This window comes from Klebsiella sp. BDA134-6 (genome assembly GCF_015601345.1).
Taxonomy (GTDB): Bacteria; Pseudomonadota; Gammaproteobacteria; order Enterobacterales; family Enterobacteriaceae; genus Klebsiella; species Klebsiella grimontii.
In genome coordinates this window covers 5158090-5171882 of record NZ_CP064784.1, presented here as the reverse complement: position 1 = coordinate 5171882, position 13793 = coordinate 5158090, and the positions used below count along the sequence as shown (strand labels likewise).

Annotated in this window: 10 protein-coding genes; 2 read left to right on the top strand and 8 right to left on the bottom strand. The window is 56.0% G+C overall.

Features of this window, described 5'->3' with window-relative positions; translation table 11 throughout:
- Window positions 1-10: 10 nt before the first annotated feature.
- The 5 genes from IYV58_RS23895 to ebgR all read right to left on the bottom strand — a co-directional run bounded on the left by IYV58_RS23895 (window position 11) and on the right by ebgR (window position 8023).
- Window positions 11-1444, bottom strand: coding sequence for an amino acid permease (locus IYV58_RS23895; protein WP_195729301.1), 1434 nt, complete (start codon window positions 1442-1444; stop codon window positions 11-13).
- Between the two features lie 227 nt (window positions 1445-1671).
- Window positions 1672-3105, bottom strand: coding sequence for an amino acid permease (locus tag IYV58_RS23890; protein WP_004125433.1), 1434 nt, complete (start codon window positions 3103-3105; stop codon window positions 1672-1674).
- A gap of 93 nt (window positions 3106-3198) precedes the next feature.
- Window positions 3199-3648 (bottom strand): beta-galactosidase subunit beta, encoded by a 450-nt coding sequence (locus IYV58_RS23885; RefSeq protein WP_004125430.1) that lies wholly within the window; start codon window positions 3646-3648, stop codon window positions 3199-3201.
- Window positions 3645-6737 carry a beta-galactosidase subunit alpha gene (gene ebgA, locus IYV58_RS23880; protein ID WP_139529346.1) on the bottom strand — a complete coding sequence of 1031 codons (3093 nt, stop codon included), beginning with the start codon at window positions 6735-6737 and terminating at the stop codon, window positions 3645-3647. The genes IYV58_RS23885 and ebgA overlap by 4 nt, the downstream gene beginning before the upstream one ends.
- 302 nt (window positions 6738-7039) lie before the next feature.
- Window positions 7040-8023 carry a transcriptional regulator EbgR gene (gene ebgR, locus IYV58_RS23875; protein ID WP_004125422.1) on the bottom strand — a complete coding sequence of 328 codons (984 nt, stop codon included), beginning with the start codon at window positions 8021-8023 and terminating at the stop codon, window positions 7040-7042.
- Window positions 8024-8242: 219 nt separating this feature from the next.
- Between ebgR and IYV58_RS23870 the strand changes: the two genes are divergently transcribed.
- Entirely contained in the window at window positions 8243-8575 is a 333-nt protein-coding gene (locus tag IYV58_RS23870; RefSeq protein ID WP_004125420.1) for a tRNA-binding protein, read from the top strand.
- A 37-nt stretch (window positions 8576-8612) separates the two neighbouring features.
- Here the strand turns inward: IYV58_RS23870 and ygjG are convergent, their stop codons facing one another.
- Window positions 8613-9992 carry a putrescine aminotransferase gene (gene ygjG / locus IYV58_RS23865; protein WP_004125417.1) on the bottom strand — a complete coding sequence of 460 codons (1380 nt, stop codon included), beginning with the start codon at window positions 9990-9992 and terminating at the stop codon, window positions 8613-8615.
- Between the two features lie 240 nt (window positions 9993-10232).
- Window positions 10233-10787, bottom strand: coding sequence for a PadR family transcriptional regulator (locus IYV58_RS23860; RefSeq protein ID WP_049114550.1), 555 nt, complete (start codon window positions 10785-10787; stop codon window positions 10233-10235).
- Window positions 10788-11025: 238 nt separating this feature from the next.
- Here IYV58_RS23860 and IYV58_RS23855 point away from each other — a divergent pair, with 238 nt between their 5' ends.
- Entirely contained in the window at window positions 11026-11799 is a 774-nt protein-coding gene (locus IYV58_RS23855; RefSeq protein WP_195729300.1) for a siderophore-interacting protein, read from the top strand.
- A 332-nt stretch (window positions 11800-12131) separates the two neighbouring features.
- Here IYV58_RS23855 and IYV58_RS23850 read toward each other — a convergent pair whose 3' ends face one another.
- Complete coding sequence (locus tag IYV58_RS23850; protein ID WP_049114274.1) at window positions 12132-13781, bottom strand: glycerone kinase; 1650 nt, start codon at window positions 13779-13781, stop codon at window positions 12132-12134.
- Window positions 13782-13793: the final 12 nt, after the last annotated feature.

The window sequence follows — 13793 nt, the reverse complement described above, 5'->3', positions numbered from 1 at the left end:
GTAAAATGGCTTATGACGCGTCAGAGGCTGGCGCCGCTTCAATTCTTTTTTCTTCCTGAGTTAATCCCTTCACGTATTGGCTGTATTTCCACCACGCAAATCCGAGAAAGATAACAATGCCGCCGACGTTATAAAAAATAATGGTCAAAATATTGCCGCCGGTCGGGAACGTTGAGGCGACGAAGCCAATGGAGAAAATAACAATCAGCATGGAAACCACCGTAATGCCGGTTGCGCGCGAGCCCATTTTAAAATCGCGCGGTAGGTGATCGAGCCTGCGGCGCAGGTTGAGGTACGCCAGCATGATAAACAGCGGCGGCAGCATTGAGGCGGCGGCGGTCATGTTGATAATGGTGTTCATTAAATCCTGCACGGTACTGGAACCCATCATCGGGATAATCATCAGTGGAATCACAATCAGGAACTGAATCCACGCCGCGCGCGCCGGTACGCCGTTTTGATTGAGCTCGACGGTTTTTTTACCAAATATTCCGGCCGGGATTTCGGAGAAAAAGATTTTGACCGGCGTCGCGGTCCACATTAATAACGAACCAAACATGGCGGTAAAGGAGACCAGGCCGACAAAACGGTTGACCACGATTTCCGGCAGGCCAAACCAGACCGCCATACCGTGGAAGACCTGTACCGATCCGCCGGTATATTTCAGCTCTTTGCTGCTGATAAACACGTTAATCAGCACCGAGGAAATAGAGTACAGCACGCCAATTACGATCCCGGCGAGGATGATGACCTTAACGAAGGATTTCGATCCGCCTTTCACGTCATTGACGTACACCGCGACGGACTCAGCTCCGCCGGCAGCCATAAAGATCCAGGTGGTGATGCCGAGGAACGCCCAGTTGAAGTTCGGGATCATCGCATCCACGGTAATCGGATCCGCCGGCTGAATACCGCCCGCCAGCGCGCTGCCGGAAAGCAGAATGTAGGAAAGCGTCAGCAGCAGCATTAACGACGAGGTCACCGAGGTAATAGGACCCAGCATTTTTGCGCCGTTGGTGGACACCCAGGTCGACAGGGCGAACAGCGCCATGCTCAACATCGTGGTGGCGACGGGGGTCAGAATGTACTCGTAGCCGAGGAAGGCGTAGGAGGCATACGCGATGACCCTCGGCAGCAGTGAGGTAAAAAAGAACAGATTCACAAACCAGTAGGTATAGGCGGTAATAAAAGCCCAACGTCCGCCCAGCGAGCTTTTCACCCAGGCATAAACGCCCGCTTCAGAGTTTTTATTCAGCGAAACGAATTCCGCGATGATCAGACAGAAAGGAACGAAATAGAGCAGGGTAGCGAGGAAGAACATCGGAGCAGAGGCCAGTCCCAGCTCAATATTGTTATTGATCACGTTGTTAAAACTGAAGACGGCAGCGAAGGTCAGCGACAGCAGGCCGAACTTGCCGATGGTATTACGTTTGATATCAGACATAACACATCTCCACACATTGTCCTTCAGAGAATGGCCGAAGGGGATTGTGTTGTTTGTAGGGTAGAGGTAGTTAAGTATCGTGGTTAATTTTAGTAAAATATTTAGTAAATAAAAGCGGTAAAAATGAATTGCTTTAACTCGATCACGAAAATGGTCGGGTGACAGAGCTTGGCTTGTGGGTAAAAAAATCCCGCCAGGGATATCCCGCTGGCGGGAGCAACGGTGGCTTATTTCACCGTATTTGCCGCTGATTTCAGGGGTGTATGTTGGTTCTTGCGCTGTTTTTTCTCAAAGCGGGTTATCCACCACCATGCGAGCCCGGAGAAGACTGCGGTCATAAAGACGTTAATGAAGAAGGCATTCACCAGGTCGACTCCTGGCGGGAAAGCGGAGGCGGTCATGCTGACCAGGAAAATAACGATAAGCATCGACACCACGGCCATCCCAACCTTTCTTGAACCCATGCGGAAGTCGCGCGGCGTATCGTCATGTTTCCAGCGGAAAACAAAGTAGGCGGCCATGATAAACAGCGGCGGTAGCATCGCGGTACCCGCGGTCAGGTTAATCGCGGTGTTCATCATTTGCTGAACGCTGGCGGAGCCGAAACCGTTCACGATGAGCATCAAGAAGACGAAGAGAAATTGCCACCAGGCAGCGCGCACCGGCACGCCGTGGACGTTCAGTTCGGTAGTTTTTTTGCCATAGATGCCCGCAGGAATTTCCGAGAAGTGAATTTTTACCGGTGCGGCGGTCCACATCATCATGCTGCCGAAAATGGCGATAAACAGAATAATGCCGACGAAGCGGCCCATCAGCGCTTCCGAAATATGGAAATAAGCGCCGAGACCGGTGAAAATTTCCACCATACCGGCCGCATAGGTTAGATCTTCACGTGCCACAAAGACGTTGACCAGCAAAGATCCCAGCGCGTACATGCCGCCAATCAGGATCCCGGCGGTGATGATGACTTTAATAAACGATTTCTGCCCGCCTTTAGTGTCGTTCAGGTACGCGGCGACGGTTTCAGCCCCGCCAGCCGCCTGGAAAATCCAGCACATGATCCCCAGCGTCGCCCAGTTGATGGTAGGCGCCATGGCGTGCAGCGTAATCGGCTGCGCGGGAACATGGCCTGCGCCCAGCGCGGTAAAAGCGCCGACCACGTAAATCGCAAATAGCGCGAAAACGCCATACGCTACGCATTCGGATATTTTTCCCAGCCAGGTCGCACCTTTGGTGGAAATATGGGTGGCCATGGCGAACAGGACGATAGAGATCAGCGAAGTGACCATCGGCGAGAAAGGAATGGCGTAACCCATAATGGCGTACGAAGCGTAGGCCACCACGTTCGGCAGCAGCGACAGGAAAAAGAACAGGTTCACAAACCAGTACAGGAACGAGCCGAGATAGGCCGCGCGGGTACCTAAAGGCTGCTTCAGCCAGGCGTACATACCTGATTCGGAATTTTTATTCGCTGAAACGAATTCGGCGATGATAAACACAAACGGAATAAAATAGACCACCGTGGCAAACAGAAAGATAGGGGCGGAACTGAGCCCTAACTCGATGTTGTTATTAACGATGTTTCGTACGTTAAATACGGCGGCAAACGCCATCGACAGTAAGGCGAATTTGCCTATTTTGGCACGAACTGATTCGGACATAGGTCCTCCGAAAAATGATCTGGCCCGCATTGAGGGCTGGGACCGGGAAGGCCAACGAATAAACCCGCTGGCCTCATCTTGCTTCACGCGGGCTTACTTATTCAGGAAGTAGCCGTCTTCGATAGTCACTCTGAGCACCACCTTTTTGACCGGCGAGTCGCAGATAAAGCGATAAGCTTCATGGGTATCGCAAATCACCATCTGACCTTCGTGAACCTGCACGGTTTCACCGATGCCTTTGAGATATTCACGGTCGGTTTCATCGCGATAGCAGGCCACGGTCTGCAGCTGCTCTTTGGCGGCAAACTCAATTTTTTGCTGACCCTGAAGGTAGTAATGCACCTCGAAATAGCGGCGGTTGCCAACGAACAGCGCATCCGTGGTGCTGTCGCTTGCCACGCGATAGGAGAGCGAATCGCCGATAGAGTGGGCAACTCCTGGTTGAATATTATCGATATTATTGATGGCCTCCACGCAGCGCTGCCATTTACGTCCGCTGTGATAGATTTGCTTAAACTGTTCTAAATTATCGAGAATTCTCATTTTTCAGCCTCGCTGTGTGAATCGGAGGAAAAGAAACCAGCGTCAAAGCTATGATTCGCCAGCGTCTGCGAGGAAGCGCTCCCGCCTTCCAGCGGCAGCAGCGTAAAGCCATAGTTGAACGGTTTGAGCCAGACGCGCCAGCTATCCAGCACCTCGCTCCCCCAAGAGTTAGACCCCAGACCGAGCACACGGGCGTCGATATTCAGGGTGATGTCATCGCTGCGGTGCAGTTCGTTACAGTGCTGCGCGGCGTGCAGATTCTCCGCCGTATAGTGCCAGGCGCTGATGTTAAGCGGATCGCGCGGGACCACCATCAGACCGCTGCCGTGACGGTCGGTAAACGCGGCCCAGCGTACGTGCTGCCGGTTGCCGTTGTTCTGCGGGAACGGATAGTTCACGAACATGTCGTCCACGGTGGTTCGCCAAAGGTCAATGATGTTGCTCTGCTGGCTGTCGGCGTAGTTTTCGCCGGGACCGCGACCGTAGTAATTCACCTGTTCAAACTGGCCGTTAATGCCCAGCATAAAACCGATGCACGGCACAATATGCGGATAGTCGCCGTAACGTTCACCCGCAAGCTCAACGTTAATATGGCCCTGCGGGGTAATCTGCCAGCGATAGGTGCAGCGCATGCCAAAATCGAAAACCGGCGGCGCGATGATGCTGCGGGCGGTGATAATCACCGTGTCACCGCGCTGCTCGGCGCTGAATTCGCGCAGATGCTCCTGCATAATTTGCAGATGATTGGGTTGCCACAGCCCCTCGTATTCCTGCTTGTGGTTATCAATCATCGGCTTGAAGAAGTTGATCTTCGGCTCGCGGGTCACCTGGTCGATGCCGTTCACCTGCCATTCGCTCAGTTTGCCGCTGACTTTCGAGAACACTACGCGGAAGTTGTGCCCGGTGATGCTGTAGCTCAGACGTTCATCGGCAATGCGCAGCGAGGTAGCGCTGGTGTTAATCAGCGGTGTTTTTGCTGCGGTCTGCTCTTTAAGCTGGAACTGGTAGACGGCGATTAGGTGGTTGGCTTCGCTGTACGGCGTACGGGAATCTTTGGTCACCATGATGTTGACGAAGGTTTCGCGGTCGTCGAGCGCCGGCAGGTCGATTTTGATATCGCGACTGCTGTTTGGCGCAAGATCGCGCACCTTAAGCTGCTGGCTGGCAAGCGTAGTCCCCTCGGCGCGTACTTCCACGCGCAGGGTGTAGTCATCAAGGGTCGAGAACCAGAGCTTATTATCGACGCGCAGTTCGCCTTCGCGGATGTTTATCGCCTGCACTTTTACCGGGGCGATAACCTGCTTGTACTCTCTGAGCCCGGGTCCAGGCGTCTGATCGGAGAAAATCAGCCCGTCGAGGCAGAAGTTGTAGTTATTGGGATAGTCGCCGTAGTCGCCGCCGAATTTGTACCACACCGCGCCGCTGTCGTCGGTGGCCTGGATTCCGTGATCGCACCACTCCCACACATAGTGGCCCTGAATACTGTCATGTTGATAGAATACGTTCTGGTATTCGCTCAGCCCGCCGGGACCGTTGCCCATCGCATGGGCGTATTCGCAGATAATTCGCGGCTTGGCATGCGGATATTCCCCGAATTCGTTCATCAGCGGCACACGGGTATACATGGTGGAGATGATATCCACCACCTCCGCGTCACGATCCTCTTCGTAATGCACCAGCCGCGTATCATCGATCGCTTTCGCGGCGTGATACATCGCCCGAATGTTGCAGCCGTAGCCGGACTCGTTGCCCAGCGACCAGATGACGATCGACGGATGGTTTTTCTGCGCATGGACGTGGCGGACGATCCGCTCAACGTAAATATGCTCCCATTCTGGGTCATCGGTGATGGCGCTCAGGTTGCCGACGTTGGCGAAGCCGTGGGATTCGACATCGGTTTCCGCCATCACGAACAGGCCGTAAATGTCGCACATCTCATAGAAACGCGGGTCGTTGGGATAGTGGGCGGTACGTACCGAGTTGATATTGTGCTGCTTCATCAGCAGCAGATCTTTCTCAACGCGATCCATCCCCACGGCGCGGCCCTTCAGATGGTCGTTGTCGTGACGATTAACACCGTGCAGCATTACGTAGCGGTTATTGATGTAGAACAGGCCGTTGCGCACTTTGATATCGCGAAAGCCGACGCGCTGCGGAATGACTTCGATAATCTCTCCGACGTCGTTTTTCAGCGTCATCACCAGGTGATAGAGGTACGGGTTTTCCGCCGACCACTGCTGCGGCGCCCTCACGTCGATCGCAAAGTCGACGTTCAACTGCTCGCTGACGGTCAGGCGCTGCGTTGTGCCTTCATACAGCGCCTTTTCGCCGTCGAACAGCGCGTATTCCAGCGTCGCTGCGCCCGGCTGCGCATTGAGATTTTCCAGCACCAGCTGGCAGGAGAGCGTGGCGTCGATGTAGTCATCGTTAAAATCGGTGCGCAAAGTGAAGTCCTGGACGTGAAGCGGGTTTTTGCCCACCAGATACACGTCGCGGAAAATACCCGCCGACCACCACATATCCTGATCTTCAATATAGGTGGAGTCCGCCCACTGCATGACGCGAACGCAAAGCAGGTTGTCGCCGGTTTTTACCGCGCGGCTGATATCGAACTCTGCCGTCAGGCGGCTGCCTTTACTAAAACCGATGTACTGACCGTTAACGTAAACTTCAAAATAGGTCTCGACGCCATCAAATTTAATGATGGTCTGCTGGCCCTGCCAGCCGTCGCTGAGGGTAAAGATACGCTGATAGGCGCCGGTTGGGTTGTCGGTCGGAACGTAGGGCACGTCAATCGGGAAGGGGAAGCCTTCGTCGGTGTACTGTAGCTGGCCGTGGCCTTCCATCTGCCACATTCCCGGCACGGTGATCGGTCCCCAGTCGCTCATGTACTGCGAGGTGAACGCTTCCGGCACCCGCAGCGGGTTATTAAAGAAGCGGAAGTTCCACTGTCCGCTAAGGGACAGAAAGCGGCTGCTGATTTCACGGGCGAAGGTTCGCGCCTGGGCCTGCGAATCGTAAGAGAAGAAATAGGCGCGCGGAGGCAGCCGGTTTTCATGAGTGAGTTGAAGGTTTTCCCAGCGATTCATATCGCCTCCCTGAACGGACTAAGCGGATAAGGTGTATTTTAGTAAAAGTTTTACTAAATAAAACCGGCGAGAGTGATTTACTTTAACTCGATCACAAAATGAGCGTTACCGGGCGCCTGCGGTTGGCGTTGGGAGAGGGATATTTCCGGAGGCGGCGCAGAGACGCTGAATTTCCCGGGGCGATGCTGCGCATCTGTCCGGGCTAACGTTTTGCAGATGGCGGTGCGCCCGTAGCCCGGGTAAGGCGCGTCAAGCGCCGCCCCCGGGAGCCAGGCGCAGAGGATTCAGCGCCAGAAACGAGATTAGCGGGTGGTGCCGCGCAGCTTCAGCACGCTGGGGACAAAGACGTTTAGCGGCAGCGCGCGGCCATCGCGGGCTTTCTCAACCAGCAGGTTGACGCCCTGGCTGCCCATCATTTCAGAATGAATGCGCACCGTAGAGAGCGGCGGAAAGGTAAAACGCGCGGTTGGGATATCGTTAACGCTAATGAGCGAGATATCTTCCGGGATAGAGAGACCGCGTTCATGTATGGCGCGCAGCACGCCGATGGCGATAGAGTCTGACGCGACGAACAGCGCGGTGGGGAAATCCGCTTTTGCCAGCATCGTTTTTGCCAGCTCATAGCCGGAGGAGCTGGAAAACCCTCCGCGCCAGATATCTTCTTCCGAAACCACCCCCTTCAGGCGGCCATACTCGACGAAGGCCACTTCGCGGATGTCGGCTTTACCCGGCTCATCCTGGCCACCAATAAAGCCGATGCGCCGTGCGCCCTGGGCGATAAAAAAGTCGATAACTTCTTTGGCGATGCGCACCAGATCGATATCGACGGCGTCATAGCTGCTGCCGGGTTCATGGAAATCAATAAAGCAGACGTTGTCGGTTAACGCCGTGGCGGCTTCGCGAATCGCCCGCGAAGGCTGGCCGACAATCAGAACGCCGGTCACTTTTTTCAGCTCGGGTAGCGCATTGTTAAAGTAGCAGTTGGTCAGCTCGATACCGAGCTTCTCACATTGCGTTTCGATGCCGTGGCGGATCGCCAGATAGTAGGGATCGTTGATTTCCAGATCCTGCTGATAGCTATAGATGGCCAGAATATGATGGTGGCCTACGGTGTGAACCTGAGCCTTACGCGAGCTGGTACTTTTATATTCCAGCTTTTCCGCCACCTCAAGAATGCGATGTTTTGTCTCTTCTTTGACGTTCAGCGTGGGGTCGTCGTTTAAAACGCGAGAAACCGTCGCCAGTGAAACGCCTGCTTCGGTCGCGATATCTTTTAGTGTGGCCATTGTTTTCCTTATCTGACGTTGCCCCATCGACGCAAACCATTGTAAAGCAAGCGCGGGCTGCTGCATCTCTTTTCAGTAAATTTCCGCCGTATTATTCATCACTGTCACCGCGATCCTGCCGCGAAAAAGAGTGATGAATCTAACATTACTCGCACTATTATGCGGAAACCTCGACGGCATTTGTTATATTTTACTAAAATTTTACTTGAGGAGTGCAAGATGGAAACGGTGCTTTATGATGATTTTGCCAGACTTGAAATGCGTACGGGAAAAATTGTGGCAGTGCAACGGCATGCGAATGCCGACAAGCTCTATATTGCCCGGATTGATGTTGGCGATCGCACGTTGCAGACGGTAACCAGCCTTGTGCCGTACTACAGCGAAGAAGAGCTGCTGGGAAAAACGGTCGTGGTCCTGTGTAATCTGGCAAAAGCCAAAATGCGCGGTGAAACGTCGGAGTGCATGCTGCTCTGCGCCGAAACCGACGATGGCAGCGAAAGCGTCCTGCTCACGCCGGAAAGGCTGATGCCTGCCGGCGTGCGGGTGGTATAGCGTAATACCCTCTCCCACGGCGGGAGAGGGCAGGTTACTATGCCTCTTCTACCGAAACCCGTAGCGCCGCCAGGGCCAGGCGGGCCGCTTTTAGTACCTGTTCACACTGCTCCAGCGTCAGCGTCAGCGGCGGTTCTACGCGGATCGTCCTGGCGTTGTTCAGCGTTCCGGCCACCAGTACCCGCTGGCGGAACATCTCGCTGGCAAAGTCATAGCCGATTTCGTTATCGACAAACTCAATCGCCATTAGCATGCCTTTGCCGCGCACGTCATTCACCAGATCTGGATATTCGCGGGCCAGCTGACGGAAGCCGTCCAGCAGCATGTCACCTTTCTGCTCCGCCTGCGCGGGCAGGTTTTGCGTCAGCAGCACGTTGATGGTCGCTAGCGCCGCCGCGCAGGCCAGCGGGTTGCCGCCGAACGTGGTGGTATGCAGGAACGGATTGTCGAACAGCACCGAGAATACCTCTTCGGTGGCGACCGTTGCGCCAATCGGCATCACCCCGCCGCCCAGTGCTTTAGCAAGGCACAGAATGTCCGGCTGGACGTTTTCATGTTCGCAGGCAAACATCTTGCCGGTGCGCCCCATACCGGTTTGCACCTCATCGAGGATCAGCAGCGCGCCAAATTCGTCGCACAACTTGCGCACCGCGGGCAGGTAGCCCGGCGGCGGCAGAATCACCCCGCCTTCACCCTGAATAGGCTCAAGGATCACCGCCGCGACGTCATCACCGGTCTTTTTGCACTCGCTCAGCAACGTACGCATGGCGTTAATATCGCCGAACGGTACGTGCCGGAATCCCGGCAGCAGCGGCATAAAAGGCTTACGGAAAGTCGATTTCGCGGTGGCGGAAAGCGCACCGAGCGATTTGCCGTGAAACGCGCCGCTGGTGGCGACGAAGGTAAATTTGCCGCGCGGAGACTGGTAAGCTTTCGCCAGCTTTAACGCCGCTTCGACCGATTCGGTGCCGCTATTGCTAAAGAAGCTGTATTTCAGTTTGCCCGGCGTTAAGGCCGCCAGGGTTTTAGCCAGCATGGCCCGCAGCGGGTCCAGCAGTTCCTGACTATGAAGAGGTTGTTTAGCGAGTTGATTTTCGACGGCGGAAACGACAACTGGATTACGGTGCCCTACATTAAAAATCCCGAACCCACCCAGGCAGTCAATAAACTCCTGTCCCTGAGTGTCGACAAGCGTATTTAACCCTCCCGCTTGCCACTCTACGGCTCCGTAATCCCCGCCAGCAGTGACCGATTTTCGATACGCTAAAAACCCTGGGTTCACATGCTCTTTAAAGTATTCTCTGACCTCCTGATTAAGTGATTTCATCTCCTCATGATCGAGCGTTCGCTTCTCAATGAGATTCAGTGCGTGCGCGCTGCAGGCAAGAGCCGATGCGCTGGAAGGTAACCTGTTCAAAATGTGCTCCTGGGAGGGGCGTATCACATGATACTGAATTAAGTATTGCAGGGATTACGCCACTTCGGCGCGGGCCAGGAAAATCGGGATAAACGCAACGTGAAATTGCGATTGAGCAAAATTTAATCTCACGACGCTATTATTGGCATGTTTTACTCCTGAAGGCGTAAAACCCGGTGAATAAGGGCTTCCGCCGCGCGCGCCGCGGCGGTGCAGGCTGCCCAGCGATGGGGCAGAGGATTAGTCGAGCTGGGAAATCTCCATTGCCGCGCGATCAATCACGCCGACGATCTGCTTTAGCTGAGCTTCGGTAATGGCCTGCTGGTTAACCCTTAAATCCAGTACCGCCTTAAAATTCTCCAGCGCGCGCTTCATCTGCGGATTTTTACGCAGTTCACAACCCACCATACGCGCCTGCAGCCTGGCCTGAATCTGCTCCAGCTGTTGCTGGTTTTCCGCGTGCAGCTGGCTGCCGTCGGCGGTAATGGCGATTTTTTTACGACCGTTTTCGTCAGCCACGCTAATTAAGCCCTGATCCTGGAGCAAGTCTAGCGTCGGATAGATGACGCCGGGGCTCGGGCTGTAGTTGCCCTGGGTCATGGTTTCGATCTCTTTGATAAGCTCGTAGCCGTGGCTGGCGTTACGGGTGAGGATGTCCAGAATCACCAGGCGTAGCTCGCCGTGGCCAAAGAAGCGCTGCCGACGTCCGCCGCCCCTGCGGCCATGCTCGCCGTGTTCGCCATGTTCATCGTGGCGTCCACGTGGCCCACGTCCTTCTTCGTGATGATGTCTCATGTTTTGTTCCTGTGATTATTTGATATATCTAATTTATATCTAAAATTAATAAAGTTGCAACACAGTAGTGAGTATATTTTTTATTTAATTGATATTTAACGATTTAATTTTTGATTTTGGCTTTTTTGGCGTTTTTCTATGACTATATCAAAAAATGCTTGCATTCTTTTTTAATGGCAATCATTATCATTTGCAAGATTTTTAGATATATCTATTCCGTTCACGAAGGCGATGAAAGATGACAACGACCAGACACCCCAAATACCCGCAGCGCGTACGTAATGAACTGCGCTTCCGTGAGTTAACCGTATTGCGCGTCGAGCGTATCGGCAGCGCATTCCAGCGTGTCGTGCTGGGCGGAGAGGCGCTGGAAGGCTTTGTTTCCCAGGGGTTTGACGACCACACCAAGCTCTTTTTCCCGGCCGCGGGCGCTGCGTTCACGCCGCCGGAGGTGACGGATGAAGGTATTAACTGGGGCGATGGCGTGCGTCCGGCGACCCGCGACTATACGCCGCTGTACGACGCCGGGCGTCATGAGCTGGCGTACGACTTTTTTATTCACGATGGCGGCATTGCCAGCAGCTGGGCGCTGGCGGCGAAAATGGGCGATAAGCTGGTGATCGGCGGCCCGCGCGGTTCGCTGGTGGTGCCGGAAGATTACGCCTGGCAGCTGTACGTGACCGATGAGTCCGGAATGCCCGCGCTGCGCCGCCGTCTCCTCGGATTGCAGCAGCTTCCGACGCGCCCGCAGGTCACGGCGATCGTCACCATTAGCGATGAGTCTTATCAAGATTACCTGGCCGATCTTGATGGCTTTAATATCGAGTGGGTGGTGGGGCATAAACCAGCCGCCGTGGCCGAAAAATTGGCGCAGGTGGTGGTTCCGGCGGACGATTATTTTATCTGGCTGACCGGGGAAGGCGCGGCGGTGAAGTCGCTGCTGGCGCGCTTTGAAGGCGAAGAGATTGATCCGCAGCTGGTGCGTTCGCAGGCCTACTGGCACAACAAGTAAGAGCAGAGAAAACCCGGGTTGCGGCTGGCGCCTTACCCGGGCTACCGGCCCGCAGACGGGGGTGAACCCGTAGCCCGGGCAAGGCGCGTTAAGCGCCGCCCCCGGGAGCAGAGCGCAGAGCGGCCGATTTTCCCGGAGGCGATGCTGCGCATCTGTCCGGGTTACCGGCCCGCAGACGGAGGTGAACCCGTAGCCCGGGCAGGCGCTTTGCGCCGCCCGCGGGAGCAGAGCGGCTGATTTTCCCGGAGGCGATGCTGCGCATCTGTCCGGGCGACCAGCCCGCAGACGAGGGTGAACCTGTAGCCCTGCTAAGCGCAGCGCGAGCAGGGGGATTATCTCTGCGTCAGCGCTTTAAACACCATCGCCACCGCATGGGCGCCGGGGTCCATATTGCCGCGCAGGCTATCGCTGTTGAGATACGACGCGCGCCCGGCGTTGGCTTTGCTGGCGTGAAGCGTACGATCCGCCCCCGCCTGGGCCGCTGCGAAAGCCGCCCGCAGATTATCCGGCTCGGCCTGCAGCGCCGCCAGCGCCGGCTGTAGGGCGTCAATCATGGTCCGATCGCCTTCATCGGCGCCGCCGTAAAACTTCATCTGCGCCAGCCCGGCGTTTAGCGCTTCGGCGACGCTTGCTCCCTGTTCCAGTTTCTGCCCGGCGGCGGTAAAGAAAATCGACATCAGCACGCCGCTGGAGCCGCCCATCACCACGGTCAGACGCTCGCCAATCAGCGCGAATAGCGTAGCGAGGTTAGCCAACGGCAGCTGGCGACGCTGTAGCAAGTCGGCGATGTCGCGCGCGCCGGCGGCGAAGGTGGAGCCGGTATCGCCGTCGCCGACTTTGGCATCCAGCGCGTTGAGGTCCGCTTCAAGATCGGACAGCGTGCCGGTCACCCGCTCAACGTAGTCCGCAACCACGCTATTCTCCGAGGGCGCAAACTCCACCCGCGAGCTGCGCAGCGAGGACGGCATCACGCTGATTTTGCGCGGCTGCACCGGCGTCTGCCAGCCGGCAGTTTCTACCGCGGAAAGCAGCGCCTTCTCAATACTCTCTTCCAGCACGATGGCGGTGAGGGAGAAACCTTTCATATCCAGCGCGGTCACCAGCGAAGCCGGGCCTATCAGCCAGTCGATACGCTGATGCAGCGGCGTATGCGCCAGCTCGCGGGTCAAAATCGCCATTTCGGCAACCGATACGCCGCCGAGATTATTGATCATCACCGCCAGACGACCGGTTTCCGGCAGGGCGGCGCTGAGCTTCTCCGTCATCAGCGTAACGATTTCCGCGCTGTTCTGGGTAGCGATGACCGATGCGCCCGGTTCACCGTGGATCCCCATGCCCAGCTCGGCCTGGTCCGCATGATGGCGCGGGGCCGCTTCCGCATCCTGCGGCAGATGGCAGCTGGCAAGGGCCAGCCCGAGGCTGAAGGTATGTCCGGCGGCATACTGCGCTTCGCGCAGCACGGTCGCAAGATTGTGCCCGCGTTCGGCGAAGTAGCCAGCCACTTTATGCACCAGAATTGTCCCGGCGATGCCGCGCGGATGTTTATTATCCGGCAGCGAAATATCATCGCCAACGATCAGCATTTCAACGTTATAGCCCATGCGGCGCGCCTTCTCCGCGGCGAGACCGAAGTTCAGACGATCGCCAGTGTAGTTCTTGACGATCAGCAGACAGCCTGCGTCGCCAGTCACCGCCTGGATAGCGGTCAGCACCGCATCGACGCTCGGCGAGGCAAACAGATCGCCGCAGACGGCGGCGGTCAGCATGCCTTTACCGACAAAGCCCGCGTGGGCCGGCTCGTGGCCGGAACCGCCGCCGGAGATCACCGCCACGTTGTTTTTGTCGAGATCGCGACGCACCACCACGCGAATGGCGGGATCGCTCTCCAGCCACGCCAGGTTATTCCACGGGCTGGCGATAATGGTTCCTTCAATCACGTCGTTGACGAGGTTGGCGCGCTGATTAAAAAAGAATTGAGACATAACGGATCCTGA

Bases quoted from the DNA above. Each gene is read 5' to 3' on its own strand.
- IYV58_RS23895 (WP_195729301.1), bottom strand. From the start codon at position 1,444: ATGTCTGATATCAAACGTAATACCATCGGCAAGTTCGGCCTGCTGTCG.
- IYV58_RS23890 (WP_004125433.1), bottom strand. From the start codon at position 3,105: ATGTCCGAATCAGTTCGTGCCAAAATAGGCAAATTCGCCTTACTGTCG.
- IYV58_RS23885 (WP_004125430.1), bottom strand. From the start codon at position 3,648: ATGAGAATTCTCGATAATTTAGAACAGTTTAAGCAAATCTATCACAGC.
- ebgA (WP_139529346.1), bottom strand. From the start codon at position 6,737: ATGAATCGCTGGGAAAACCTTCAACTCACTCATGAAAACCGGCTGCCT.
- ebgR (WP_004125422.1), bottom strand. From the start codon at position 8,023: ATGGCCACACTAAAAGATATCGCGACCGAAGCAGGCGTTTCACTGGCG.
- IYV58_RS23870 (WP_004125420.1), top strand. From the start codon at position 8,243: ATGGAAACGGTGCTTTATGATGATTTTGCCAGACTTGAAATGCGTACG.
- IYV58_RS23860 (WP_049114550.1), bottom strand. From the start codon at position 10,787: ATGAGACATCATCACGAAGAAGGACGTGGGCCACGTGGACGCCACGAT.
- IYV58_RS23855 (WP_195729300.1), top strand. From the start codon at position 11,026: ATGACAACGACCAGACACCCCAAATACCCGCAGCGCGTACGTAATGAA.
- IYV58_RS23850 (WP_049114274.1), bottom strand. From the start codon at position 13,781: ATGTCTCAATTCTTTTTTAATCAGCGCGCCAACCTCGTCAACGACGTG.